Origin of the sequence: Kitasatospora fiedleri, assembly GCF_948472415.1 — a bacterium.
Lineage (GTDB): Bacteria > Actinomycetota > Actinomycetes > Streptomycetales > Streptomycetaceae > Kitasatospora > Kitasatospora fiedleri.
Map to the genome: position 1 here is coordinate 4,456,771 of NZ_OX419519.1, position 24,379 is coordinate 4,481,149.

25 protein-coding genes are annotated in these 24,379 nt (G+C 72.0%); 21 read left to right on the forward strand and 4 right to left on the reverse strand.

Going from position 1 to position 24,379, the window contains the following annotated elements:
- Positions 1–91 precede the first annotated feature (91 nt).
- The 3 genes from QMQ26_RS20695 to QMQ26_RS20705 all read left to right on the forward strand — a co-directional run bounded on the left by QMQ26_RS20695 (position 92) and on the right by QMQ26_RS20705 (position 2,773).
- Positions 92–658 carry a hypothetical protein gene (locus tag QMQ26_RS20695; protein WP_282202283.1) on the forward strand — a complete coding sequence of 189 codons (567 nt, stop codon included), beginning with the start codon at positions 92–94 and terminating at the stop codon, positions 656–658.
- A 44-nt stretch (positions 659–702) separates the two neighbouring features.
- On the forward strand, positions 703–1,398 hold the full coding sequence (locus tag QMQ26_RS20700) for a demethylmenaquinone methyltransferase (protein ID WP_100836737.1): 696 nt from the start codon (positions 703–705) through the stop codon (positions 1,396–1,398).
- Positions 1,399–1,492: 94 nt separating this feature from the next.
- Positions 1,493–2,773: a geranylgeranyl reductase family protein gene (locus QMQ26_RS20705; protein WP_100836736.1), complete on the forward strand. Its 1,281-nt coding sequence runs from the start codon at positions 1,493–1,495 to the stop codon at positions 2,771–2,773.
- A gap of 72 nt (positions 2,774–2,845) precedes the next feature.
- Here the strand turns inward: QMQ26_RS20705 and QMQ26_RS20710 are convergent, their stop codons facing one another.
- The 4 genes from QMQ26_RS20710 to QMQ26_RS20725 form a co-directional block, all read right to left on the reverse strand.
- The gene (locus QMQ26_RS20710; protein WP_282202284.1) at positions 2,846–3,253 is read right to left on the reverse strand and encodes a PIN domain-containing protein; all 408 of its coding nucleotides are present in this window, start codon (positions 3,251–3,253) and stop codon (positions 2,846–2,848) included.
- Positions 3,250–3,483, reverse strand: a complete 234-nt coding sequence (locus tag QMQ26_RS20715; protein ID WP_282202285.1) for a type II toxin-antitoxin system VapB family antitoxin — start codon at positions 3,481–3,483, stop codon at positions 3,250–3,252. The genes QMQ26_RS20710 and QMQ26_RS20715 overlap by 4 nt, the downstream gene beginning before the upstream one ends.
- A 157-nt stretch (positions 3,484–3,640) precedes the next feature.
- Positions 3,641–4,087 (reverse strand): PIN domain-containing protein, encoded by a 447-nt coding sequence (locus QMQ26_RS20720; protein ID WP_282202286.1) that lies wholly within the window; start codon positions 4,085–4,087, stop codon positions 3,641–3,643.
- Complete coding sequence (locus tag QMQ26_RS20725; protein ID WP_282202287.1) at positions 4,084–4,323, reverse strand: hypothetical protein; 240 nt, start codon at positions 4,321–4,323, stop codon at positions 4,084–4,086. The genes QMQ26_RS20720 and QMQ26_RS20725 overlap by 4 nt, the downstream gene beginning before the upstream one ends.
- Before the next feature lie 173 nt (positions 4,324–4,496).
- Here QMQ26_RS20725 and QMQ26_RS20730 point away from each other — a divergent pair, with 173 nt between their 5' ends.
- The 18 genes from QMQ26_RS20730 to QMQ26_RS20815 all read left to right on the forward strand — a co-directional run bounded on the left by QMQ26_RS20730 (position 4,497) and on the right by QMQ26_RS20815 (position 24,250).
- Positions 4,497–5,408 (forward strand): DMT family transporter, encoded by a 912-nt coding sequence (locus QMQ26_RS20730; RefSeq protein ID WP_282202288.1) that lies wholly within the window; start codon positions 4,497–4,499, stop codon positions 5,406–5,408.
- Between the two features lie 415 nt (positions 5,409–5,823).
- Positions 5,824–6,183, forward strand: a complete 360-nt coding sequence (locus QMQ26_RS20735; protein ID WP_014137597.1) for an NADH-quinone oxidoreductase subunit A — start codon at positions 5,824–5,826, stop codon at positions 6,181–6,183.
- Positions 6,184–6,248: 65 nt separating this feature from the next.
- Positions 6,249–6,803 (forward strand): NuoB/complex I 20 kDa subunit family protein, encoded by a 555-nt coding sequence (locus QMQ26_RS20740; protein ID WP_030459087.1) that lies wholly within the window; start codon positions 6,249–6,251, stop codon positions 6,801–6,803.
- Positions 6,800–7,522 carry an NADH-quinone oxidoreductase subunit C gene (locus QMQ26_RS20745; protein ID WP_282202289.1) on the forward strand — a complete coding sequence of 241 codons (723 nt, stop codon included), beginning with the start codon at positions 6,800–6,802 and terminating at the stop codon, positions 7,520–7,522. Before QMQ26_RS20740 ends, QMQ26_RS20745 begins: the two co-directional genes overlap by 4 nt.
- Entirely contained in the window at positions 7,522–8,850 is a 1,329-nt protein-coding gene (locus tag QMQ26_RS20750; protein ID WP_100836730.1) for an NADH-quinone oxidoreductase subunit D, read from the forward strand. Before QMQ26_RS20745 ends, QMQ26_RS20750 begins: the two co-directional genes overlap by 1 nt.
- A gap of 17 nt (positions 8,851–8,867) precedes the next feature.
- Positions 8,868–9,587: an NADH-quinone oxidoreductase subunit NuoE gene (gene nuoE, locus QMQ26_RS20755; protein WP_282206576.1), complete on the forward strand. Its 720-nt coding sequence runs from the start codon at positions 8,868–8,870 to the stop codon at positions 9,585–9,587.
- Positions 9,587–10,945: an NADH-quinone oxidoreductase subunit NuoF gene (nuoF, locus tag QMQ26_RS20760; protein ID WP_100836729.1), complete on the forward strand. Its 1,359-nt coding sequence runs from the start codon at positions 9,587–9,589 to the stop codon at positions 10,943–10,945. The genes nuoE and nuoF overlap by 1 nt, the downstream gene beginning before the upstream one ends.
- Positions 10,942–13,383: an NADH-quinone oxidoreductase subunit G gene (locus tag QMQ26_RS20765; RefSeq protein ID WP_282202290.1), complete on the forward strand. Its 2,442-nt coding sequence runs from the start codon at positions 10,942–10,944 to the stop codon at positions 13,381–13,383. Before nuoF ends, QMQ26_RS20765 begins: the two co-directional genes overlap by 4 nt.
- Positions 13,380–14,729, forward strand: coding sequence for an NADH-quinone oxidoreductase subunit NuoH (gene nuoH, locus QMQ26_RS20770; RefSeq protein ID WP_100836727.1), 1,350 nt, complete (start codon positions 13,380–13,382; stop codon positions 14,727–14,729). The genes QMQ26_RS20765 and nuoH overlap by 4 nt, the downstream gene beginning before the upstream one ends.
- 7 nt (positions 14,730–14,736) lie before the next feature.
- A complete protein-coding gene (nuoI, locus tag QMQ26_RS20775; RefSeq protein WP_100836726.1) occupies positions 14,737–15,327 on the forward strand; it encodes an NADH-quinone oxidoreductase subunit NuoI in 591 nt (196 codons plus the stop codon).
- Complete coding sequence (locus QMQ26_RS20780; RefSeq protein WP_100836725.1) at positions 15,324–16,187, forward strand: NADH-quinone oxidoreductase subunit J; 864 nt, start codon at positions 15,324–15,326, stop codon at positions 16,185–16,187. The genes nuoI and QMQ26_RS20780 overlap by 4 nt, the downstream gene beginning before the upstream one ends.
- Entirely contained in the window at positions 16,184–16,483 is a 300-nt protein-coding gene (gene nuoK, locus QMQ26_RS20785; RefSeq protein WP_100836724.1) for an NADH-quinone oxidoreductase subunit NuoK, read from the forward strand. The genes QMQ26_RS20780 and nuoK overlap by 4 nt, the downstream gene beginning before the upstream one ends.
- 17 nt (positions 16,484–16,500) lie before the next feature.
- Positions 16,501–18,399: an NADH-quinone oxidoreductase subunit L gene (gene nuoL / locus QMQ26_RS20790; protein ID WP_100836723.1), complete on the forward strand. Its 1,899-nt coding sequence runs from the start codon at positions 16,501–16,503 to the stop codon at positions 18,397–18,399.
- Complete coding sequence (locus QMQ26_RS20795; protein ID WP_282202291.1) at positions 18,399–20,012, forward strand: NADH-quinone oxidoreductase subunit M; 1,614 nt, start codon at positions 18,399–18,401, stop codon at positions 20,010–20,012. The genes nuoL and QMQ26_RS20795 overlap by 1 nt, the downstream gene beginning before the upstream one ends.
- Positions 20,009–21,646 (forward strand): NADH-quinone oxidoreductase subunit NuoN, encoded by a 1,638-nt coding sequence (gene nuoN, locus QMQ26_RS20800; protein WP_100836721.1) that lies wholly within the window; start codon positions 20,009–20,011, stop codon positions 21,644–21,646. The genes QMQ26_RS20795 and nuoN overlap by 4 nt, the downstream gene beginning before the upstream one ends.
- Positions 21,647–21,792: 146 nt before the next feature.
- A complete protein-coding gene (locus QMQ26_RS20805) occupies positions 21,793–22,377 on the forward strand; it encodes a Uma2 family endonuclease (RefSeq protein ID WP_100836720.1) in 585 nt (194 codons plus the stop codon).
- Between the two features lie 151 nt (positions 22,378–22,528).
- Entirely contained in the window at positions 22,529–23,542 is a 1,014-nt protein-coding gene (locus QMQ26_RS20810) for a polyprenyl synthetase family protein (RefSeq protein WP_100836719.1), read from the forward strand.
- Positions 23,543–23,587: 45 nt separating this feature from the next.
- Complete coding sequence (locus QMQ26_RS20815; RefSeq protein WP_100836718.1) at positions 23,588–24,250, forward strand: response regulator transcription factor; 663 nt, start codon at positions 23,588–23,590, stop codon at positions 24,248–24,250.
- The last annotated feature ends 129 nt before the right edge of the window (positions 24,251–24,379 follow it).

Here is a 24,379-nt window from a genome sequence, read left to right on the forward strand (position 1 = left end):
GCACCCGGGCTTTTCTGACTGGCCGTGACCTGGACGGGCCTTTGCGGTTACCATCCCGGTCAGACCTCCACCCGAGCCAGGAACAGGACGTATGCGCGCCGCGACCCCCGAACGTCTTCGGACCAGACCGGCTCGGGGCTGGTACGTCGGGGCCGTGCTGAGCGCCGTGGTCGCGCTCGCGATGTGCCTGCTGGGCTGGCGGCAGGCCGACCAGGCGGACCGGATCGACGCGCACCCGGTGCGGGTCGAGGGGACGGTCACCCAACTGCCGGGCGGCAGCGGGACGTACAGCCAGGTCGCCTACCCGGTGGACGGGCGGCGGCTGACCGCCGCGGACCTGTGGCTGCCGGCCGACGCCAGGGTCGGCGCACCGATCTGCCTGGAACGGGCGGCGGACGACGCCTCCGCGGTGCGGGTGTGCGGGAAGACCTACCCGCAGCCGGTGGGCGTCGGACTGGCCCAGACCAGCGTGCCGGCGGCGGTGCTGCTGTGCGCGCTGTGCCTGTGGCGGATCTGGCGCTTCCGCCGCCACCAGGCGGGCGAGGAACGGGCCCGGGCCGCCTTCACGGTGGCGTTCGCCGCCGAGGGGATGCCCGCGCTGACGCAGGGCAAGCGCTCCCGGCGCCGCCGCAAGGGGGGCCGCCGCGCCCTGCGGTGAGCCCTGGTGGCGGTCCGCGTCACGGCAAGGTGAACAATGGGCGTGTGACCCGAGCCCATCTGGACAAGCAGCCGCAGGACGTCGCCGCCATGTTCGACGACGTCGCGGCCAAGTACGACCGCACCAACGACGTGCTCTCGCTGGGCCAGGCCCGGCTCTGGCGCCGGGCGGTGGCCGACGCGGTGGGCGCCGTCGCGGGCCAGCGCATCCTGGACCTCGGTGCGGGCACCGGCACGTCCTCGCTGCCGTTCCTGGAGGCGGGCGCCGACGTGGTGCCGTGCGACTTCTCGATCGGCATGCTGAGCGAGGGCAAGAGCCGCCACCCCGAACTCGCGCTGACCGCCGGGGACGCGACCCGGCTGCCGTTCGCCGACGAGTCCTTCGACGCGGTGACGATCTCCTTCGCGCTGCGCAACGTGCAGGACCACGAGACGGCGGTGCGCGAGATGCTGCGGGTGACCAAGCCCGGCGGGAAGCTGGTGATCTGCGAGTTCTCCACGCCGACCTGGACGCCGCTGCGCACCGTCTACACCGAGTACCTGATGCGGGCGCTGCCGCCGGTGGCCACCCGGGTGTCCTCCAACCCGGAGGCGTACGTGTACCTCGCGGAGTCGATCCGGGCCTGGCCGGACCAGCCCGCGCTCTCCGCCGAACTCCAGCGGGCGGGCTGGACGAAGGTGGCCTGGCGCAACCTGACCGGCGGCATCGTCGCCCTCCACCGCGGCTTCAAGGCCCCGTAGACTGCGAGGGTTCGGCACCCCGTCCGCCGGAAAGGCGCTGACGGGGCGTCGGCCCCGACTCCGTGCCCCCGACGCGCTCAGGAGAGAGCCCCGTATGACCGAGACCGCCGTCGAGTCCACCGCCGACGTCATCGTGGTCGGCGCCGGTCCGGCCGGCTCCAGCACCGCCTACTGGCTGGCCCAGGCGGGACTGGACGTGCTGCTGCTGGAGAAGACCGAGTTCCCGCGCGAGAAGGTGTGCGGGGACGGCCTGACCCCGCGGGCCGTCAAGCAGCTGGTCGACATGGGCATCGACGTGTCCACCGAGAACGGCTGGCTCCAGAACAAGGGCCTGCGGATCATCGGCGGCGGCGTCCGGCTGGAGCTGGACTGGCCGGAGCTGGCCTCCTTCCCCGACTACGGCCTGGTGCGCAAGCGCGCCGACTTCGACGAACTGCTGGCCCGGCAGGCGCAGAAGGCCGGCGCCCGGCTGTACGAGAACTGCAACGTCAGCGGCCCGGTCCAGGACCGCACCGGGCGGATCACCGGCGTCACCGCCAAGCTCGGGCCGGACAAGCGCGAGGTCGAGTTCCACGCGCCGCTGGTGGTGGCCGCGGACGGCAACTCGACCCGGCTGTCGCTGGCCATGGGCCTGCACCGGCTCGAGTCCCGGCCGATGGGCGTCGCCTACCGGACGTACTTCACCTCGCCCCGGCACGACGACGACTACCTGGAGTCCTGGCTGGAGCTGTGGGACACCCGCGGCGGTCAGAAGAAGCTGCTGCCCGGCTACGGCTGGATCTTCGGCATGGGCGACGGCACCTCCAACGTCGGCCTGGGCATCCTCAACTCCTCGCCCGCCTTCGGCGACCTCAACTGGCGCGAAGTGCTCAAGAGCTGGTGCGCCGGCATGCCCGAGGAGTGGGGCTACACCCCGGAGAACATGACCGAGCCGATCCGCGGCGCGGCCCTGCCGATGGCCTTCAACCGGCAGCCGCACTACACCCGCGGCCTGCTGCTGGTCGGCGACGCGGGCGGCCTGGTCAACCCGTTCAACGGCGAGGGCATCGCCTATGCGATGGAATCCGGCCAACTCGCCGCGGGCGTCATCGTCCAGGCCATGGCCCGGATCACCCCCGAGGGCCGGGAACGCGCCCTGGCCCGCTACCCCCAGCTGCTCAAGGACACCTACGGCGGCTACTACACCCTCGGCCGCGCCTTCGTGAAGCTGATCGGCAACGACCGGGTGATGCGGATCGCCGCCGAACGCGGCCTCACCCACCCCGTCCTGATGAAGTTCGTCCTCAAGCTCCTCGCCAACCTGACCGACCCGAGCGGCGGCGACGCCGCGGACCGGATCATCAACGGCCTGACCAAGGTCGCGCCCCGCGCCTGACCCCGCAGGCCCCGCGAAGGCGGCGGACGGGCGCGGGAGCGCTCGGCCGCCGCCTTCCGCGTGCGGTGGTGCTCAGCCCCGGGCGTCCCGCTCGCGGAGGTCGGGCACGACGGACGCGACGGTGGTGAAGTCGTTGTCGACGTGCAGCACCGTGAGGTCGTGGTGGGCGGCGGTGGCACAGACCAGCAGGTCGATCGCACCGGCCGAGCGGTGCAGGCCCCGCTGCGTCAGCCTGTACTGGGCGGAATCCACCCATCGCCAGGCCGACTCGGGCACCGCAGCGGTGCCGCACAGGGTGTCCAGTTCGTCGGCCAGCTCGTCGCGGTGCGCCGGACTCGTGGCGCAGTACAGGAACTCGGCGCGGGTGGGCTCGCAGACGTGCAGCGCCCCGGCGGCGATGTGCCCCTCCCAGGCACGCAGCGCCCCCGGGGCGCGGAACAGGTGCCACAGGGCCGAGGCGTCGACCAGATAGCCGATCAAGCGAGGCCCTCCTGGCGGGCCTGCTCGGCGGCCGCCCGCGCGGCCGCGGCCGCGTCGAACTCGCCCCGGGCGCCCCTGGCGGCGAGCCGTTCCGCCGCCTCCAGCCGCTTCATGCGCGCCGTGTACTCGCGGAGGGCGTTGTTGACGGTGTCCTTCTTGGTGGTGGTGCCCATCAGTTTCATCGCGGCGGCGAGGGCCTCGTCGTCGATGTCGATCTGCGTGACGCTCACTCCGCGCCTCCGGTTCTGTGGGCAATGTTGGTGCCCGGCATATGTCGCCAACATCGGGTCGGCGCGGGGTACCGCACCCCGGCAGGTGCAGTCGGTCCGTTCCCACCCCCGGAAGGACGACTTCCGGCCGCGGACCCGGGCGGCCGGGGCGGCGGGTTCAGACGTGGACGATCTTCACGATGGGGGAGCCCGGGAGTTCCTCGGCGGCCTTGCACAGCGCCGGAATGTGCGACCGGTCGGAGGTGACGAGCAGGACCGGCGGCGCGCAGAGGGCGGCGGTGGCGACCACGAGGGCGTCGACCAGGCACTCGTGTCCGTCGAGGCCCGAGGTGTCGAGCAGGTGGGCGGCGGCGTCCATCACCGCGTCGGTGACGGGCTTCACGTCGAAGCGGGAGAGCAGGAACCGGAGTCGGTCGGCGGCGGGGCCGCTCCGGCGGACCTCCAGCGGGGTCAGGGCGGAGAGCGCGACCCGGCGGCCGGTGCGTTCGGCCACCTCGACGCGTGCCCGCATGCCCTCGTCGCCGTCGACGTGCAGCGAGAGCCCCTGGGCGTCCAGGACCAGAGTGCCCTCGCTCCTGGCCTTGACCTTGAGGCGCTTGCTCACCACTCCCGTTCCGCCTGCTCCAGCGCCTCGGCGGACACGGGACCGAACTCCTCGCGGTCGGCGGTGACGACCTCGCCGAGTTTCTGGGCGGCCAGCCACTCCTCCAGGGCCTCGGCCACGACGGAGGAGAAACCGGTCCGGCCCGTGCGCTCCTCGACTTCGTTGATCAATGACTGGGCCAGCGACACCGACCGCTTGCCGGCGCGCTCGTGGCTCTTGCGGGTGGGGACGGTCATACCCAAAAGGTAGCACCGCCGGTAGGAAAAAATGCCGCCCGAGGTGTCGCCGGTCAGGCGGGCGGGCCCGAAAGCGCTTGCCCGTCGCCTTCCGGGTGCGGGAGAGTGGCGCCCTCCGAACCGTCCCGTCCGATGCCGCACGGGCCCCCGTCGACCCTTCCGGGAGCCGTGCCGTGGCCGTGGTGTCGCTCGATGTCCGTCCGCGGTTCGCGCGGGACCTGCCGCTGCTGGCGGTGGCGGTGGTGTGGGGGTCCAGCTTCCTGGTGGTGAAGCGGGTGGCCGGGCCGGAGACGGTGGTCGCGGTGCTGGTGCTGCGGTTCGGGCTGGTGCTGCCGGTGCTGGGGGCGGTGGCGTGGCGGCGGCTGCGCGGGCTGTCGGCGGCGCAGTGGGCCGGCGGGGCGCTGCTGGGGGTGGTGCTGGGGGCGGTGTTCCTGCTGGAGACGTACGGGGCGGTGCACACCTCGGCGACCAACGCGGGGTTGGTGATCAGTCTGACGATGGTGTTCACGCCGCTGGCGGAGGCGGCGCTGCGGCGCAGCGCGCCGTCGGGGGCGTTCCTGGCGGCGGCGGCCCTGTCGGTGCTGGGGGTGGCGCTGCTGACCGGGGACGGCGGGCTGCGGGCGCCGTCGGCGGGCGACCTGCTGGTGCTGGGGGCGGCGGGGGCGCGGACGGTGAACGTGCTGGCGACGGCCCGGCTGCGGGCGGTGCGCGGGGTGGACGCGCTGGCCCTGACCTGGGTCCAACTGGCCTTCGCCACGGCGGTGTTCGTGCTGGCGTCGCCGTTCGCCGGCCGGTCTCCGCTGAGCGTGGCGGGGTCCTTGGACGCGGCCCGCTGGGGCCTGCTGCTGTACCTGTCGCTGCTGTGCACGCTGTTCGCGTTCTTCGTGCAGCTGTGGGCGGTGCGGGCGACCTCGCCGTCCCGGGTGAGCCTGCTGCTGGGCACCGAGCCGCTGTGGGCGGCGCTGTGCGGGGTGCTGCTGGCGGGGGACCGGCCGGGGCCGTTCGCGCTGCTGGGGGCGGTGGCGGTGCTGGCGGGCACCGAGTGGGGGCGGCGGCGGGCGCCGGGCGTCCTTGAGAGCTTGTGAACGAAGGGTCAAGCGGCTGCCGCGCCGGGTCCACCGCCAGGGTGAGATCCACTATCACGTCAACCGGATCACTCCGAAATTTGCCTTGGCCGCCGCAGAATTGATATAGGGCGTGGCCGAACGGCGGTCGTTTCCCGCCGGATTGCGACTGTATGTGGCCAATCGCCCACATCGGGTGGAGCGGTGGTGATCGATCCGCCTTCGCGGGCCTTCGTCGGGTGGCGAAGATCACAAAGATCATCGGGAACTGCGTGTCGCAGATCACAAGCGGACAGGCATAGGATGCGCTCCAACCTGGCTTTGTGAACTGCCTCACATGGAGCCGGATCCCACGAAGTGGATCATCATTTCACCATCGGTGACCTGGTGGTTCCGATCTGCAGTCAAGGACGACTGGACGGAGGGAGCGGGGGCTATGAATGCCTACGCGCCGATCCTCGTACTCGGTGCCATCGCGGCGGCGTTCGCGGTCGGCTCCGTCGTGATGGCCTCGCTCACCGGCCCGAAGCGCTACAACCGGGCCAAGTTGGAGGCGTACGAGTGCGGTATCGAACCGACCCCGCAGCCGGTGGGCGGCGGGCGGTTCCCGATCAAGTACTACCTGACGGCGATGCTCTTCATCGTCTTCGACATCGAGATCGTCTTCCTCTACCCCTGGGCGGTCAGCTTCGACGCCCTGGGGATCTTCGGGCTGGTCGAGATGCTCCTGTTCATCGCCACCGTGTTCGTCGCCTACGCCTACGTCTGGCGCCGCGGCGGCCTGGAGTGGGACTGACCACCGGCCGCCGCCCGTGAACGGGCGGACAAGCCAACGGACTCGAAGGCATTGAGAGGGAACTGATGGGTATCGAGGAGAAGCTGCCGAGCGGCTTCCTGCTCACCAGCGTGGAGGCCGCCGCGGGCTGGGTGCGGAAGGCTTCGGTCTTCCCGGCGACCTTCGGTCTGGCCTGCTGCGCGATCGAGATGATGACCACCGGCGCGGGCCGCTACGACCTGGCCCGGTTCGGCATGGAGGTCTTCCGGGGCTCGCCCCGGCAGGCCGACCTGATGATCGTGGCGGGCCGGGTGAGCCAGAAGATGGCGCCGGTGCTGCGGCAGGTCTACGACCAGATGCCGAACCCGAAGTGGGTCATCTCGATGGGCGTGTGCGCCTCCTCGGGCGGCATGTTCAACAACTACGCGATCGTCCAGGGCGTCGACCACATCGTCCCGGTGGACATCTACCTGCCGGGCTGCCCGCCCCGCCCGGAGATGCTGCTGGACGCGATCGTCAAGCTGCACGAGAAGATCCAGCACGAGAAGCTCGGCGTGAACCGCCGCCGGGCCGAGGAGGAGGCCGAGCGCCTCGCGCTGCAGGCCGTCCCGACCAGCGAGATGCGGGGGCTGCTGCGATGAGCGACTCCGACCGGCCGGAGCAGGCGCCCGAGGTCCCGGCGACCCGGCGGGAGATCCCGGTCGAGGTGGTCGGCCGCCGGCAGGGCATGTTCGGCGCCCGCGGCACCGGCGACACCTCCGGCTTCGGCGGCCTGGACGCCCCGATCGTGCTGCCCGGCGCCAGCGAGCGCCCCTACGGCGGCTGGTTCGACGAGGTGGCCGACGAGTTCGAGGGCGCGCTGGAGGAGCAGGGCCTCGACGTCGCCGACGTGATCGGGAAGACCGTCGTCGACCGCGGCGAACTGACCTTCCACATCGAGCGCGAGCACCTGCTGAAGTCGGTGCGCATCCTGCGCGACGACCCGGCGCTCCGCTTCGAGCTGTGCCTGGGCGTCAGCGGCGTGCACTACCCGCAGGACAAGGGCCGGGAGCTGCACGCCGTCTACCACCTGCGCTCGATCACCCACACCCGGCTGATCCGGCTGGAGGTCACCGCGCCCGACGCGGACCCGCGGATTCCGTCCGTGGTGAGCGTCTACCCGACCAACGACTGGCACGAGCGGGAGACCTACGACTTCTTCGGCCTGGTCTTCGAGGGCCACCCGGCGCTCACCCGGATCATGATGCCGGACGACTGGCTGGGCCACCCGCAGCGCAAGGACTACCCGCTCGGCGGCATCCCCGTCGAGTACAAGGGCGCCCAGATCCCGGCTCCCGACCAGCGGAGGTCGTACAGCTGATGAGCAGCACCCACTACGAAGCAGGCGCCCGGGAGACCACCGAGGGACGGGTGTTCACCGTCACCGGCGGCGACTGGGGCGAGGTCGCCGAGGCGGTGGCCGGCGCCGACGACGAGCGGATCATCGTCAACATGGGCCCGCAGCACCCGTCCACCCACGGCGTGCTGCGGCTGATCCTGGAGATCGACGGCGAGACGGTCACCGAGGCCCGCTGCGGCATCGGCTACCTGCACACCGGCATCGAGAAGAACATGGAGTTCCGCAACTGGGTGCAGGGCACCACGTTCGTGACGCGGATGGACTACCTCACCCCGCTGTACAACGAGACCGCCTACTGCCTGGCCGTGGAGAAGCTGCTCGGGATCACCGCCGACGTGCCCGAGCGGGCCACCGTGATCCGGGTGCTGATGATGGAGCTCAACCGGATCTCCTCGCACCTGGTGGCCCTGGCCACCGGCGGCATGGAGATCGGCTCCACCACCCTGATGATCTACGGCTTCCGGGACCGCGAGGTCGTCCTGGACATCTTCGAGCTGGTCACCGGCCTGCGGATGAACCACGCCTACGTCCGCCCCGGCGGCCTGGCCCAGGACCTGCCGCCCGGCGCGGTCGACAAGATCCGCGAGGGCGTCAACCTGCTGCGCTCGCGGATGCACGAGTACGACAAGCTGGCCACCGACAACCCGGTGTTCAAGGCCCGGCTGGTCGACGTCGGCTTCCTCGACCTGCCCGGCTGCCTGGCGCTCGGCGCCACCGGCCCGATCCTGCGGGCCACCGGGCTGCCGCACGACCTGCGCAAGTCGGACCCGTACTGCGGCTACGAGACCTACGACTTCGACGTCGCGGTGGCCGACACCGCGGACTCCTACGGGCGGTTCCTGATCCGGCTGGAGGAGATGCGGCAGTCGCTGCGGATCGTCGAGCAGTGCCTGGAGCGGCTGGCCCCCGGGCCGGTCATGGTGGCGGACAAGAAGATCGCCTGGCCGTCCCAGCTGGCCGTCGGCCCCGACGGCATGGGCAACTCGCTGGACCACATCCGGAAGATCATGGGCACCTCGATGGAGGCCCTGATCCACCACTTCAAGCTGGTCACCGAGGGCTTCAAGGTCCCGGTCGGCCAGGCCTACGCCGCGGTGGAGTCGCCCAAGGGCGAACTCGGCGTGCACGTGGTCAGCGACGGCGGCACCCGGCCCTACCGGGTGCACTTCCGCGACCCGTCGTTCACCAACCTGCAGACGATGGCCGCGATGTGCGAGGGCGGCCCGCTGGCCGACGTGATCGTGGCGGTGGCCGGGATCGACCCGGTGATGGGAGGCGTGGACCGGTGAGCAGCACAGAACTCGGCCTGCCGGCGCTGCCGGCCAAGCCCTACCCGCCGGAGGTCGAGCAGCGACTCGCCGCCGACGCCCGGGAGTTGATCGCCCGCTACCCGCAGTCCCGCTCGGCGCTGCTGCCGCTGCTGCACCTGGTGCAGGCCGAGGACGGCTGCGTCACGCCGACCGGCATCCGGTTCTGCGCCGAGCAGTTGGACCTGACCACCGCCGAGGTCACCGCCGTCGCCACCTTCTACACCATGTACCGGCGGCGCCCGGCCGGCGAGTACCACGTCGGCGTGTGCACCAACACGCTGTGCGCGGTGCTCGGCGGCGACCAGATCTTCGACGAGCTCTCCGAGCACCTCGGGATCGCCAACAACCGCACCACCGAGGACGGGTCGGTCTCGATCGAGCGGATCGAGTGCAACGCGGCCTGCGACTACGCCCCCGTGGTGATGGTCAACTGGGAGTTCTTCGACAACCAGACGCCGGAGAGCGCCAAGCAGCTGGTCGACCAGCTGCGCGCCGGGCAGGAGGTGGCGCCCACCCGCGGCGCCAAGCTCTGCTCGTTCAAGCAGACCTCGCGCATCCTGGCCGGCTTCGCCGACGAGCGCCCCGGCGCGGTCGACGAGTCCGGGGCCGGCGGCGCGCCCTCACTGGCCGGCCTGCGGCTGGCCCGGGGCGAGGCGCTGCCCGGCACCCCAGGCGCCAAGGTGGTCTCCCCGCGGCACGAAGGGACGGAAGCGTGATGACCTCCGCCGAGCCGGCCGAGAAGCTCCTCTCCCCGGTCCTCTCCGCGTCCTGGGACGACCAGCGCCCCTGGACGCTGGAGACCTACCGCCGCCACGGCGGCTACGACGGCCTGGCCGCCGCCCTCGCGATGCCCCCGGACGACGTGATCGCCCTGGTCAAGGACGCCGGCCTGCGCGGGCGCGGCGGCGCGGGCTTCCCCACCGGCATGAAGTGGCAGTTCATCCCGCAGAACGACGGCAAGCCGCACTACCTGGTGGTCAACGCCGACGAGTCCGAGCCGGGCACCTGCAAGGACATCCCGCTGCTGTTCGCCAACCCGCACGCGCTGATCGAGGGCATGGTCATCGCCTCGTACGCGATCCGCTGCGAGCACGCCTTCGTCTACCTGCGCGGCGAGGTCGTCCCGGTGCTGCGCCGCCTCCAGGCGGCCGTCGCCGAGGCGTACGAGGCCGGGTACCTCGGCAAGGACATCCAGGGCTCCGGCATCGACCTGGACATCACCGTGCACGCCGGCGCGGGCGCGTACATCTGCGGCGAGGAGACCGCGCTGCTCGACTCGCTGGAGGGCCGCCGCGGCCAGCCCCGGCTGCGCCCGCCGTTCCCGGCGATCGCCGGCCTGTACGCCTGCCCGACGGTGGTGAACAACGTCGAGTCGATCGCCTCGGTGCCGCCGATCCTGGCCCGCGGCAAGGACTGGTTCACGTCGCTGGGCACCGAGAAGTCGCCCGGCTTCACGCTGTACTCGCTCTCCGGGCACGTCACCAACCCCGGCCAGTACGAGGCGCCGCTCGGCATCACGCTGCGCCAGCTGCTGGACGTCTCCGGCGGCGTCCGGGCCGGGCACCGGCTCAAGTTCTGGACCCCGGGCGGCTCCTCGACCCCCATGTTCACCGAGGAGCACCTGGACGTCCCGCTGGACTACGAGGGCGTCGGCGCGGCCGGCTCGATGCTCGGCACCAAGGCGCTCCAGGTCTTCGACGAGACCACCTGCGTGGTGCGGGCCGTCACCCGGTGGACCGAGTTCTACGCCCACGAGTCCTGCGGCAAGTGCACCCCGTGCCGCGAGGGCACCTACTGGCTGGTCCAACTGCTCAAGCGGATCGAGGCCGGGCAGGGCGCGGCCGGCGACCTGGAGAAGCTGCTGGACATCGCCGACAACATCAACGGCAAGTCCTTCTGCGCGCTGGGCGACGGCGCGGCCAGCCCGATCGTCTCCTCGCTCCAGCACTTCCGCGCCGAGTACCAGCAGCACATCGACGAACACCGCTGCCCGTTCGACCCGGCGGCCTCCACCGTCTGGGCCGGCCGGGCCTCCGCCCACGAGTCCGCCACCGAGAGGGAGGTGCACGCGTGACGGTCACGGAGCCTTCCACCCAGACCGAGCTGGTCACGCTCACCATCGACGGCGTCGAAGTCAGCGTCCCCAAGGGCACGCTGGTGATCCGCGCCGCCGAGCAGATCGGCACCCAGGTCCCGCGCTTCTGCGACCACCCGCTGCTCGACCCCGCCGGGGCGTGCCGCCAGTGCATCGTGGAGGTCGAGGGGCAGCGCAAGCCGGTCGCCTCCTGCACCATCCCGGTCGCCGAGGGCATGGTGGTGCGCACCCAGCTGTCCTCGCCGGTCGCCGAGAAGGCGCAGCGCGGCGTGATGGAACTGCTGCTGATCAACCACCCGCTGGACTGCCCGGTCTGCGACAAGGGCGGCGAGTGCCCGCTGCAGAACCAGGCGATGTCCACCGGCGACCCCGACTCCCGGTTCGAGGGCGTCAAGCGGACGTACGAGAAGCCGGTCCCGCTCTCCACCCAGGTGCTGCTGGACCGCGAGCGCTGCGTGCTGTGCGCCCGCTGCACCCGCTTCTCGCAGCAGATCGCCGGCGACCCGTTCATCGACCTGGTGGAGCGCGGCGCGCTCCAGCAGGTCGGCACCGGCGCGGACCAGCCGCTGGACTCCTACTTCTCCGGCAACACCATCCAGATCTGCCCGGTCGGCGCGCTCACCTCCGCCGCCTACCGGTTCCGCTCCCGCCCGTTCGACCTGGTCTCCTCCCCGTCGGTGTGCGAGCACTGCTCGGCGGGCTGCGGGCAGCGCACCGACCACCGGCGCGGCAAGGTGCTGCGGCGCCTGGCCGGCAACGAGCCGGAGGTCAACGAGGAGTGGAACTGCGACAAGGGCCGGTTCGCGTTCCGCTACGCCCAGCAGCGCGACCGCCTCACCACCCCGCTGGTCCGCCGCGACGGCGAACTCGTCGCCGCGTCCTGGCCGGAGGCGCTGGCCCGGGCCGCCGAGGGGCTGCGCGGGGCGCGCGCCGCGGTGCTCGCGGGCGGCCGGGTGACGGTCGAGGACGCGTACGGCTACGGCAAGTTCGCCCGGGTCGCGCTCGGCACCAACGACGTCGACTTCCGGGCCCGGCCGCACAGCGCCGAGGAGGCCGACTTCCTGGCCGCCGCGGTCGCCGGGACGGGCGTCGACCTGGACGGTCCCTCCGTGAGCTACCGCGACCTCGAAGCCGCACCGGCCGTGCTGCTGGTCGGGCTGGAGGCCGAGGAGGAGGCGCCGATCGTCTTCCTGCGGCTGCGCAAGGCCAACCGGGCGTCCGGGCTGCGGGTGTTCTCGATCGCCTCGCACGCCTCCCGCGGCCTGGCCAAGCTGCACGGCGCGCTGCTGCCCGCCGCCCCCGGCACCGAGGTCGAGTGGCTGGCGGCGCTGGCCGGCGACGAGGTGCTCGCCGACGACGCCGGACGCTGCGCGGACGCGCTGCGCTCCCCGGGCGCCGTCGTGCTGGTCGGCGAGCGGCTCGCGCAGACCGCCGGCGGCCTGACCGCCGCGCTGCGCCTGGCGCACGCCACCGGGGCGAGGCTCGCCTGGGTGCCGCGCCGGGCCGGTGAGCGCGGCGCCGTCGAGGCGGGCGCGCTGCCCGGGCTGCTGCCCGGCGGCCGGGCCGTCGCGGTGCCCGCCGCCCGCGCCGAGGCCGCCGCGCACTGGGGCGTCGCCGAGCTGCCGGCCGGCCCCGGCCGCGACACCGGCGAGATCCTGGCCGCCGCCGCCACGGGCGAGCTGGACGCGCTGGTGGTCGGCGGGGTCGGCCTGGACGACCTGCCGGACCCGGCGCTCGCCGAACAGGCCCTCTCGCAGGCCGAGTTCGTGCTCTCGCTGGAGCTGCGCCCGTCCGCGGTCACCGCGTACGCCGACGTGGTGCTGCCGGTCGCGGCGGTCGCCGAGAAGGCCGGCACCTTCCTGGACTGGGAGGGCCGGGTCCGGATGTTCGAACCGGCGCTCAAGCCCGACCAGTTGATGCGCGGCCACCTGCACGCCGACGTCCGGGTGCTGAACATGCTCGCGGACGCGCTGGACCGGCCGATCGGCCTGCCCGACGTCCGGGCGGCCCGGCTGGAGCTGGACCGCTTCACCCCGTGGCAGGGCGCCCGCCCGGCCGCGCCCGCCGCGCACCCCGCCGCGCTGCCCCGCCCGGCCACCGGGCAGGCCGTGCTGGCCGGGCACCGGATGCTGCTGGACCACGGCTCGCTGCAGGACGGCGACACCCACCTGGCCGGCACCCGGCACCCGGTGGTGGCCCGGCTGTCCGCGGCCACCGCCGCCGAGGTCGGCGCGCGCGGCGCGCTGCGGGTCACCGGACCGGCCGGGTCGCTGACCCTGCCGCTGGAGGTCACCGACGCGATGCCGGACCGCACGGTCTGGCTGCCGCTCAACTCGACGCCGGACGGCGGCGCGTACCGCACGCTCGGCACCACGGTCGGCCACCTGGTCACCATCGCCCCGGCGGAGGAATCATGAGCCCCCTCGCTGCCCCCCTGGCCACCCCCCTGGCCGCCGCCGACACGCTCGGCTTCTTCGGCCGCGACCCGTGGTGGCTGGTGCTGCTGAAGGCGGTGTTCTGCTTCGCGTTCCTGGTGCTGACGGTGCTGATCGCCATCGTCTGGGAGCGCAAGGTCGTCGCCTGGATGCAGCTGCGGATCGGCCCGAACCGGCACGGCCCGTGGGGCATGCTGCAGTCGCTGGCCGACGGCGTGAAGCTGGCGCTCAAGGAAGACCTGGTGGTCAAGGGCGCCGACAAGGCGGTCTACGTGCTGGCGCCGGTCGTGGCGGCGATCCCCGCGTTCATGGCGTTCGCGGTGATCCCGTTCGGCCCGGCCGACAACCAGGTGTCGATCTTCGGCACCCGGACGCCGCTCCAGCTGACCGACCTGCCGATCGCGCTGCTGTACATCCTGGCCACCGCCTCGGTGGGCATCTACGGCATCGTGCTGGCCGGCTGGTCGTCCGGCTCGACGTACCCGCTGCTCGGCGGCATCCGCTCCTCCGCGCAGATGATCAGCTACGAGATCGCGATGGGCCTGTCCTTCGCGGCGGTGTTCATCTACTCGGGCTCGATGTCCACCTCGGAGATCGTCTCCTCGCAGCAGCCCACCTGGTTCGCGGTGCTGCTGCCGGTGTCCTTCATCGTGTACGTCATCGCGATGGTCGGCGAGACCAACCGGGCCCCGTTCGACCTCCCGGAGGCCGAGGGCGAGCTGGTCGGCGGCTTCAACACCGAGTACTCCTCGCTGAAGTTCGCGATGTTCATGCTGGCCGAGTACGTCAACATGGTCACCGTCTCGGCGGTCGCCTCCACCCTGTTCCTGGGCGGCTGGCGGGCCCCGTGGCCGATCTCGACCTTCTGGGCGGGCGCCAACCACGGCTGGTGGCCGATGCTCTGGATCGTGCTGAAGATCCAGCTGCTGCTGTTCTTCTTCATCTGGCTGCGCGGCACCCTGCCCCGGCTGCGCTACGACCAGTTCATGAAGCTCGGCTGGAAGGTGCTCATCCCGGTCTCGCTGGTCTGGCTGGTGATGGTCGCCACCGTGCGGGCGCTGCGCAACGAGGGCTACGACTTCGCCAAGGTGGTGCTGTACGTGGGCGCGCCGCTGGCGGTGGTCCTGCTGGCCGCGCTGGTGGTCGACCTGCTGCGCAAGAAGCCCGCCGAACCGCCCGCCGCCGAGCCGGCGTTCGACCCGATGGCCGGGGGCTACCCCGTGCCGCCGCTGCCCGGGCAGGAACTGCCGCCCGTCCCGCGCCGCCGCCGCCGGGCCCCGCAACTCCAGGACGCCCTCAACGGGGCCGACCATTCCGAAGGGAGCTGATCCGAGAATGTCTGACGAGTCCTCCGAGACCTCAGAGAAGTCGGTCCTCGGGCCGGCCGCCGGCTTCGGCGTGACCTTCAGGGCCATGTTCAAGAAGCGGCTCACCGAGCAGTACCCGGAGTACAAGAAGCCCACCGCCCCGCGCTTCCACGGCCGCCACCAGCTGAACCGGCACCCGGACGGACTGGAGAAGTGCGTCGGCTGCGAGCTGTGCGCCTGGGCCTGCCCGGCCGACGCCATCTACGTCGAGGGCGCCGACAACCGGGACGAGGAGCGCTACTCGCCCGGCGAGCGCTACGGCGCGGTCTACCAGATCAACTACGCCCGCTGCATCCTGTGCGGGCTGTGCATCGAGGCGTGTCCGACCCGGGCGCTGACCATGACCAACGAGTACGAGCTCGCGGACTCCTCCCGGCAGGACCTGATCTTCACCAAGGAGCAGCTGCTGGTCGGGCTGACCGAGGGCATGGTCGACGCCCCGCACGCGATCTTCCCGGGCGCCGACGAGGGCGCGTACTACCGGGGCGAGGTCACCGGCGCGGCGCCCGGCACCGTTCGGCAGGAGCGGCACGAGCGCGAGAAGGAGGAGCGGTCATGACCTCCACCGGCGAGGCCGTGCAGTTCTGGGTGCTGGCCGTGGTCGCGGTCGGCGGGGCGCTCGGCATGCTGCTGATGCGGAAGGCCGTGCACTCGGCGCTCTGCCTGGCGGCCACCATGCTCGCGCTGGCGGTCTGCTACATGGCGCAGGGCGCGGTGTTCCTCGGCGTGGTGCAGATCGTGGTCTACACCGGCGCGATCATGATGCTGTTCCTGTTCGTGGTGATGCTGGTCGGCGTCTCCTCGGCGGACTCGCTCAAGGAGCAGCTGAAGGGCCAGCGGATCGCCGCGGTGCTCTGCGGCCTGGGCTTCGGCGTGCTGCTGATCGCCGGCCTGGCCAACGCCCACCTGCGGAACTTCACCGGCCTGTCCGGGGCGAACGCCGAGGGCAACGTGCAGGGCCTGGCCCGGCTGATCTTCACCAAGTACGTCTGGGCGTTCGAGGTGACCGGCGCGCTGCTGATCACCGCGGCGGTCGGCGCGATGGTGCTGACCCACCGCGAGAAGGTCCGCGCCCCGCTGACCCAGCGCCAGCTGGCCGCCCGGCGAGTCAGCGACAACATCCAGGTGCCGCCGCTGCCCGCCCCCGGCGTGTACGCCCGGCACAACGCGGTGGACGTCCCGGCGCTGCTGCCGGACGGCACCGTCGCCGAGGACTCGGTGATGGGCACCCTGCGCGAGCGCGGCCAGATCCGCGACGTCAGCCAGGAGATGCTCCGGCGGATGGCCGAGCTGGAGGAGACCACGGCCGACTGGCTGGGCCGCCCGTCCTCCGCCCGCCCCAAGGTGTCCGGGCCCCGCCAGGCGCTGGAGACCGTGCCGACCCCGGCGCCGGCCCCGACCAAGGAGGAGGCGGAGTGAACCCGGCCAACTACCTGTACCTCGCCGCGCTGCTGTTCACCATCGGCGCCTCCGGGGTGCTGCTGCGGCGCAACGCGATCGTGCTGTTCATGTGCGTGGAGCTGATGCTGAACGCCTCGAACCTGGCGCTGGTCACCTTCTCCCGGATGCACGGCAACCTGGACGGCCAGATCATCGCGTTCTTCACCATGGTGGTCGCGGCGGCCGAGGTCGTGGTCGGCCTCGCCATCATCGTCTCGATCTTCCGGACCAGGCACTCCGCTTCGGTCGACGACAGCAACCTGATGAAGCTGTAGGCGGAGGGCCCTTCACAGTGAACTCTCTCATTCCGCTGCTGATCGCGGCGCCGCTGGCCGGTGCTGCCCTGCTGCTGCTCGGCGGACGCGCCCTGGACCGGTTCGGGCACTGGATCGCGACCCTGCTGGCCGCGCTCTCCTTCGCCTTCGGACTGGCCCTGTTCGCGGACATGCTCGGCCGGGACGCCGAGCACCGCGCCGTCACCGAGCGGCTGTTCAGCTGGATTCCGGTCGACGGCTTCCAGGCCGACGTCTCCTTCCAGCTCGACCAACTCTCGGTCACCTTCGTCCTGCTGATCACCGGCGTCGGCACCCTGATCCACCTGTACTCGGTGGGCTACATGGCGCACGACGAGCGCCGCCGCCGCTTCTTCGCCTACCTGAACCTGTTCCTGGCCGCCATGCTGGTGCTGGTGCTGGCCGACAACTACCTGCTGCTGTACGTCGGTTGGGAGGGCGTCGGGCTGGCGTCCTACCTGCTGATCGGGTTCTGGCAGCACAAGCCGAGCGCCGCGACGGCCGCCAAGAAGGCGTTCATCGTCAACCGGGTCGGCGACATGGGCCTGTCCATCGCGATCATGCTGATGTTCGTCGAGTTCGGCTCGTTCGCCTTCCGGCCGGTGTTCGCCACCGCGGGCGACGCGAGCGAGGGCAAGCTCACCGCGATCGCGCTGATGCTGCTGCTGGCGGCCTGCGGCAAGTCCGCCCAGGTGCCGCTGCAGTCCTGGCTGGGCGACGCGATGGAGGGCCCGACCCCGGTCTCCGCGCTGATCCACGCGGCCACCATGGTCACCGCCGGCGTCTACCTGATCGTCCGCTCCGGGGCGATCTTCGACCTGGCGCCGGACGCCCGGACCGCCGTGGTGGTGGTCGGCACGGTGACGCTGCTGTTCGGTGCGATCGTCGGTTGCGCCAAGGACGACATCAAGAAGGCCCTCGCCGGGTCGACCATGTCGCAGATCGGCTACATGGTCATGGCCGCGGGCCTGGGCCCGATCGGCTACGCCTTCGCCATCATGCACCTGGTCACCCACGGCTTCTTCAAGGCCGGGATGTTCCTCGGCGCCGGGTCGGTCATGCACGGCATGAACGACGAGGTGAACATGCGGCACTACGGCGGCCTGCGCAAGCACATGCCGGTCACCTTCGTCACCTTCGGCCTCGGCTACCTGGCGATCATCGGCTTCCCCGGCCTGTCCGGCTTCTTCTCCAAGGACAAGATCATCGAGGCGGCGTTCGCCAGGGGCGGCACCGAGGGCTGGGTCCTCGGCCTGTGCGCCCTGCTCGGCGCCGCGGTCACCGCGTTCTACATGACCCGGGTGATGGTGCTGACCTTCTTCGGCGAGAAGCGCTGGCAGCCGGACGCCGAAACCGGCGAACCGCCGCACCCGCACGAGTCCCCGAGGACCATGACCGTCCCGATGGTCGTGCTGGCCTTCGGCTCGGTCTTCGCCGGCGGCCTGTTCGCCTTCGGCAGCTCCTTCCTGCACTGGCTGGAGCCGGTCACCGGCCACGCCGAGGGCGACTCGCCGCTGTCCCCGCTCGCGGTCAGCCTGATCGCCACCGCCTGCATGCTGGCCGGCGCGGGCCTGGCCTGGCAGATGTACGGCCGCGGCCCCGTCCCGGTCACGGCCCCGATCGGCTCCCCGCTCACCCGGGCCGCCCGCCGCGACCTGCTCCAGGACGACTTCAACCACGCCGTCCTGGTCCGCCCCGGCTCGGCGCTGGCCGCCACCCTGGTCTGGTTCGACAGCCGGGGTCTGGACGGCTTCGTCAACGGCCTGGCCGCCGCGATCGGCGGACTCTCCGGCCGGCTGCGCCGGGTCCAGACCGGCTACGTCCGCACGTACGCGCTCTCCATGTTCGGCGGCACGCTGGTGCTGGTCGCCTCCACTCTCCTGATGAGGTCGGTCTGATGAGCTACCTCCTCTCCGCCACCTGTGCCGTCCCGGCCGCCGGAGCGGTGCTCACCGCCGCCCTCCCGGCCGGGACCAGCGAGGCCCGGCGGCGCACCACCAAGACCGTCGCGCTGGCGGTCTCCGCCGTCACCCTCGGCCTGGCCGCCGCGATCGCCGCCTCCTACGAACCCGGCGGCGCCCGCTACCAGTTGACCGAGTCCCACTCCTGGATCCGCTCCTTCGGGATCAGCTTCTCGCTGGGCGCGGACGGCATCGGCACCGCGCTGGCGCTGCTCACCGCCGTCCTGGTGCCGCTGGTGATGCTGGCCGGCTGGCACGACGCCGACCCTGCCGTCCCCGAGGGCTCGTTCGAGTCCAAGCGGCGCACCCAGGCGTTCTTCGCGCTGATCCTGGCCGTCGAGGCGATGGTGCTGGTGTCCTTCCTGGCCACCGACGTCTTCGTGTTCTACGTGTTCTTCGAAGCCATGCTGATCCCGATGTACTTCCTGATCGGCGGCTTCGGCGACCGGGCCGGCGGCCCCGACTCGGACCGCCAGCGCTCCTACGCCGCCGTCAAGTTCCTGCTGTACAACCTGCTCGGCGGCCTGGTCATGCTGGCCGCCGTGATCGGCCTGTACGTGGCGGCCGGGAACCAGGGCCAGGCGACGTTCAGCCTGACCGCGCTGACCGACGCGATCTCCTCCGGCAAGCTGGTCATCGACCCCAACGCGCAGCGGGCGCTGTTCCTCGGCTTCTTCTTCGCCTTCGCGGTGAAGGCCCCGATGTGGCCGCTGCACACCTGGCTGCCGAACGCGATGGGCGAGTCCACCGCCGGAACGGCCGTGCTGATCACCGCGGTGGTCGACAAGGTCGGCACCTTCGCGATGCTGCGCTTCTGCCTGGGCCTGTTCCCGGACGCGTCGAAGACCTTCGCCCCGGTGATCATGGTGCTGGCGCTGATCGGCATCGTCTACGGCGCGCTGGTCGCGATCGGCCAGAAGGACATCAAGCGGCTGGTCGCCTACGCGTCCATCTCGCACTTCGGGTTCATCATCCTGGGCGTCTTCGCGATGACCAGCCAGGGCCAGTCCGGCGCGACGCTCTACATGGTCAACCACGGCATCTCCACCGCCGCGTGGATGCTGGTGGCCGGCTTCCTCATCTCCCGCCGCGGCTCCCGCCTGATCGCCGACTACGGCGGCGTGCAGAAGGTCGCCCCGGTGCTGGCCGGCACCTTCCTGATCGGCGGCCTGGCCACCCTGTCGCTGCCCGGCATGGCCCCGTTCGTCAGCGAGTTCCTGGTCCTGGTCGGCACCTTCAGCCGCTACCCGGCGCTCGGCATCGTCGCCACCTTCGGCATCGTGCTGGCCGCGCTGTACGCCCTGCTGCTGTACCAGCGCACCATGACCGGCCCGGTCAAGGCCGGCGTCGAGGGCGTCAAGGACCTCAAGGCCCGCGAACTCGCCGTCGTCGCCCCGCTGGTGGCGCTGACCCTGCTGCTGGGCGTCTACCCCAAGCCGCTCACCGACCTGGTCAACCCGTCCGTGAACGACACCCTCAGCCAGGTCCACCGCACCGACCCCGCGCCGGCCCACCCGGTCGCCGCCACCAACGGAGGTGAGCAGGAGTGAACCCCGTCCACGCGCTGGCCGCCGCCGGCGGCAACAGCCCGAGCATCCCCGCCCCGCACATCGAGTACGGCCAGCTCTCCCCGATGCTGGTGGTCTTCGGCGCCGCGGTGCTGGGCGTCCTGGTCGAGGCGTTCCTGCCCCGCCGGCTGCGCGCCACCACCCAGCTGGGCGTCTCGCTGCTCGGCCTCGGCGGCGCCTTCGCCGCCGTGGTGGTGCTCGCCGCGCAGGGCCACGCCACGACCAAGGCGGGGCTGCTGGCGATGGGCGCGGTCGCCATCGACGGCCCCGCGCTGTTCCTCCAGGGCGTGATCCTGCTGACCGCGGTGCTGACCGTGCTCACCTACGCCGAGGGCCGGCTGGAGCCGCGGATCAACGGCCACCGGGTCGACGCGTTCGCCGCCCAGGCCGCGGCCGTCCCCGGCGGCGAGCAGGAGCGCGACGCCACCCGCGAGGGCCTGCGCACCACCGAGATCTACCCGCTCACCCTGTTCGCGGTCGGCGGCATGCTGCTCTTCCCGGCCGCCAACGACCTGCTGACCATGTTCGTGGCGCTGGAGGTGCTCTCCCTCCCGCTGTACCTGATGTGCGCGCTCGCCCGCCGCCGCCGGCTGATCTCCCAGGAGGCGGCCGTCAAGTACTTCCTGCTCGGCGCGTTCGCCTCGGCGTTCTTCCTGTTCGGCACCGCCCTGCTGTACGGCTACGCGGGTTCGGTCCAGCTCGGCGAGATCGCCGACGCGGTCTCCGGCGTCGCCCCGGTCACCCCGGCGCTGGCCGTCACCACCCAGAACGACGCGCTGCTGCTGATCGGCCTGGCCATGCTGGCCGTCGGCCTGCTGTTCAAGGTCGGCGCGGTGCCCTTCCACTCCTGGACGCCGGACGTCTACCAGGGCGCCCCGACGCCGGTCACCGGGTTCATGGCGGCCGCCACCAAGACCGCCGCGTTCGGCGCCCTGCTGCGGCTGTTCTACGTCGCCTTCCCCGGCCTGCGCTGGGACTGGCGGCCGGTCATGTGGGGCGTGGCGATCCTCACCATGGTGGTCGGCGCGGTCCTCGCCGTCACCCAGCAGGACGTCAAGCGGCTGCTCGCCTACTCCTCGGTCGCGCACGCCGGGTTCATCCTCACCGGCCTGATCGCCACCGACCGGCGCGGCGTCTCGGCGGTCCTCTTCTACCTGCTGGCGTACTCCTTCGTGACGCTCGGCGCGTTCGCCGTGACCACCCTGGTGCGCGACTCCAAGGGCGAGGCCACCCACCTGTCCAGCTGGGCCGGGCTGGGCCGCCGCTCGCCGCTGCTGGCCGCGGTGTTCGCGCTGTTCCTGCTGGCCTTCGCGGGCATTCCGCTGACCTCCGGCTTCACCGGCAAGTTCGCGGTCTTCCAGGCCGCGGCCGAGGGCGGGGCCACCCCGCTGGTCATCGTCGGCGTGCTCTCCTCCGCGGTCGCCGCGTTCTTCTACATCCGGGTCATCGTGCTGATGTTCTTCTCCGACCCGCAGCCCTCCGGCCCCGCCGTCGCCGTCCCCAGCCCGCTCACCGCCACCGCCATCGGCGTCGGCGTGCTGGTCACTCTCGGCCTCGGCCTGCTCCCGCAGTACTTCCTCGACCTGGCCTCCAAGGCCTCGCTGTTCGTCCGCTGAACCGGCCCCCGGCGGCCCCGGCCCCGGCCCCCACCGGGGGCGGGGGCCGGACGGCTGTTCGGGGGGTGAACGGCGCGCCGGTGAAGCGTTTCGCCACTCGTCGCCACCCGTAGGCTCGACTCCTACACTGGGTGCAGGAGGTGACCATGACTGCCGAACCGATCGACTGGACGTCCCCGCCCTCGGGAGGCTGGACCTACGACCAGGTCAAGGACCTCGATCTGCCCTTCGAGTTCGACTTGGTGGATGGGGCGATCGTGGTCCGTGGCATGACCAACCAGTGGCACGACACCGTGCGCGACAAGCTGTACTTCGCACTTGAGCTGGCACGCCAAGACCCGTACCAAGTCAACTCCGAACGCTGCATGCTGGTCGACCCCTACAACCCGCCCAAGCCGGACGTGCTGGTCTTCGACCGCACCGGGCTCGACTTCTTCACCATGGAGTGCGTCCCCGTCGCCGCCGTGGCCCTCGCCGTCGAGGTGGTCTCGCAGGGCTCGCGCGGCGACGACCGGTTCCGCAAGCCCGGCATGTACGCCGAGGCGGGCGTGCCGTTCTTCTGGCGGGTCGAGCGCGGCGAGGACGGCCTCCCGGTGGTCTACGAGTTCCACCTGGACGCGGAGACCGGCGTGTACGCCCCGGCACCCGGCACGGCCGTCCACCACGGCACGTTGAGCACCCTCCTGCCGTACCCCGTCGAGGTGGACCTGACCCGGATCGTCCCCCGCTGAACAGCGCCCTCCCTGCCGCGCCCCGCCACCGGGGGAGTCGGGCCCATGCCCGTGCAGTGATCCACTCCGGACCGGATACGCTGCTTCGTATGTGCATCGGCGGCGCTGAGGGACCGGCCCGCTGGATCGACCAGGGACAGGAGTGGTCAGCGTGACCGTCGTGGGGCCCTTCGGGCTGAGCGTGCAGGACCGCGATCTGACCCGGGACGTCCAGGCCGGGATGGAGGCCGTGGAGGCCGCCCTGGCCGAGGCCGTCAAGAGCGACGTGCCCTTCATCACGGTGACCGCCAGCCACCTCATCGAGGCCGGCGGCAAGCGCTTCCGCCCGCTGCTGGTGATGCTGGCCGCCCAGTTCGGCGACCCGACGGCGCCCGGCGTGGTGCCCTCCGCGGTGGTCGTCGAACTGACCCACCTCGCCACGCTCTACCACGACGACGTGATGGACGAGGCGCCGGTGCGCCGCGGCGCCCCCAGCGCCAACAGCCGCTGGGACAACTCGGTGGCCATCCTCACCGGCGACTTCCTGTTCTCCCGCGCCTCCCAGGTGCTCTCCGACCTCGGCACCGAGGCCGTCCGCATCCAGTCCGACGCCTTCGAACGGCTGGTCACCGGCCAGATCCTGGAGACCGCCGGGCCGCGCCCCGAGGACGACCCGCTGCGCCACTACCTGGACGTGCTGTCCGGCAAGACCGGCTCGCTGATCGCCGTGGCCTGCCGCTTCGGCGCCCTGATGGCCGGTGCCGAGCGCTGGATCGTCGACCTGCTCACCCAGTACGGCGAGCGGATCGGCACCGCCTTCCAACTCGCCGACGACGTCCTCGACATCGCCAGCGACGGCCACGAGTCCGGCAAGACCCCCGGCACCGACCTGCGCGAGGGCGTCCCCACCCTGCCCGTGCTGCTGCTGCGCCAGATGCCCGTCGACCCGGACGACCCCGAGGACGTCCGGCTCCGCGAACTGCTCGACACCGACCTGGCCGCCGACGACGCCGCGCACGCCGAGGCGCTGCGCCTGCTGCGCCGCCACCCGGCGCTGGAGCGGGCCCGCCGCGAGACGCTGCGCTACGCCGAGGACGCCCGGGCGCTGCTCGACACGCTCCCCGACTGCTCGGCCAAGGCCGCCCTCCAGGAGCTGTGCGACACCGTCGCGATCCGCACCATGTAGCGGTCGCGGCCCGGCGCCCGCCCGGTTCTCGATAGGGTCGGTGCCATGTTGCGCGTGGTGATCGCCGAGGACTCCGTACTGCTCCGCGAGGGGCTGACCCGACTGCTGACGGACCGCGGGATGGAGGTCGTGGCGGGGGTCGGCGACGGCGACGCCCTGGTGCGGACGATCGACGCGCTGCACGCCGCGGGCACCCTGCCCGACGTCGTGGTGGCGGACGTCCGGATGCCGCCGACGCACACCGACGAGGGCGTCCGGGCCTGCGTGGAGCTGCGCGGACGGCACCCCGCCCTGGGCGTCCTGGTGCTCTCCCAGCACGTCGAGGAGCAGTACGCGAGCGAGCTGCTGGCCGGCTCCACCCGGGGCGTGGGCTACCTGCTCAAGGACCGGGTCGCCGAGGTCCGCGAGTTCGTCGACGCGGTGGCCCGGGTCGCCGCGGGCGGCACCGCGCTGGACCCGGAGGTGGTGCAGCAGCTGCTCAGCCGCAGCCGCCAGGTCGACACCCTGGCGGCCCTGACCCCCCGCGAGCGCGAGGTGCTGGGCCTGATGGCCGAGGGCCGCACCAACGCGGCGATCGCCCGGCAGCTCGTGGTCTCCGACGGCGCGGTCGAGAAGCACGTGTCGAACATCTTCCAGAAACTGGGTTTGGGCCAGAGCCAGCAGGACCACCGGCGGGTTCTCGCCGTCCTCGCCTACCTGGAGTCCTGACCGCCCGCTGACCGCCCGAACGGACTGCGCGAGTTCCCCTCCCGCCGCGCCCCGCCCGCTTAGGATGCCCAGTGGTGCACCAGGCGGACGGGGCACACGGCTCACGCCCGCTGCTGGCTCCCCGACGAG

Coding starts and splice junctions, on each gene's coding strand:
- QMQ26_RS20695 (WP_282202283.1), top strand. CDS start 92: ATGCGCGCCGCGACCCCCGAACGTCTTCGGACCAGACCGGCTCGGGGC.
- QMQ26_RS20705 (WP_100836736.1), top strand. CDS start 1,493: ATGACCGAGACCGCCGTCGAGTCCACCGCCGACGTCATCGTGGTCGGC.
- QMQ26_RS20725 (WP_282202287.1), bottom strand. CDS start 4,323: ATGACCGTCCCCACCCGCAAGAGCCACGAGCGCGCCGGCAAGCGGTCG.
- QMQ26_RS20735 (WP_014137597.1), top strand. CDS start 5,824: ATGAATGCCTACGCGCCGATCCTCGTACTCGGTGCCATCGCGGCGGCG.
- QMQ26_RS20740 (WP_030459087.1), top strand. CDS start 6,249: ATGGGTATCGAGGAGAAGCTGCCGAGCGGCTTCCTGCTCACCAGCGTG.
- QMQ26_RS20745 (WP_282202289.1), top strand. CDS start 6,800: ATGAGCGACTCCGACCGGCCGGAGCAGGCGCCCGAGGTCCCGGCGACC.
- QMQ26_RS20750 (WP_100836730.1), top strand. CDS start 7,522: ATGAGCAGCACCCACTACGAAGCAGGCGCCCGGGAGACCACCGAGGGA.
- nuoF (WP_100836729.1), top strand. CDS start 9,587: ATGACCTCCGCCGAGCCGGCCGAGAAGCTCCTCTCCCCGGTCCTCTCC.
- nuoH (WP_100836727.1), top strand. CDS start 13,380: ATGAGCCCCCTCGCTGCCCCCCTGGCCACCCCCCTGGCCGCCGCCGAC.
- nuoI (WP_100836726.1), top strand. CDS start 14,737: ATGTCTGACGAGTCCTCCGAGACCTCAGAGAAGTCGGTCCTCGGGCCG.
- QMQ26_RS20780 (WP_100836725.1), top strand. CDS start 15,324: ATGACCTCCACCGGCGAGGCCGTGCAGTTCTGGGTGCTGGCCGTGGTC.
- QMQ26_RS20795 (WP_282202291.1), top strand. CDS start 18,399: ATGAGCTACCTCCTCTCCGCCACCTGTGCCGTCCCGGCCGCCGGAGCG.
- QMQ26_RS20805 (WP_100836720.1), top strand. CDS start 21,793: ATGACTGCCGAACCGATCGACTGGACGTCCCCGCCCTCGGGAGGCTGG.
- QMQ26_RS20815 (WP_100836718.1), top strand. CDS start 23,588: ATGTTGCGCGTGGTGATCGCCGAGGACTCCGTACTGCTCCGCGAGGGG.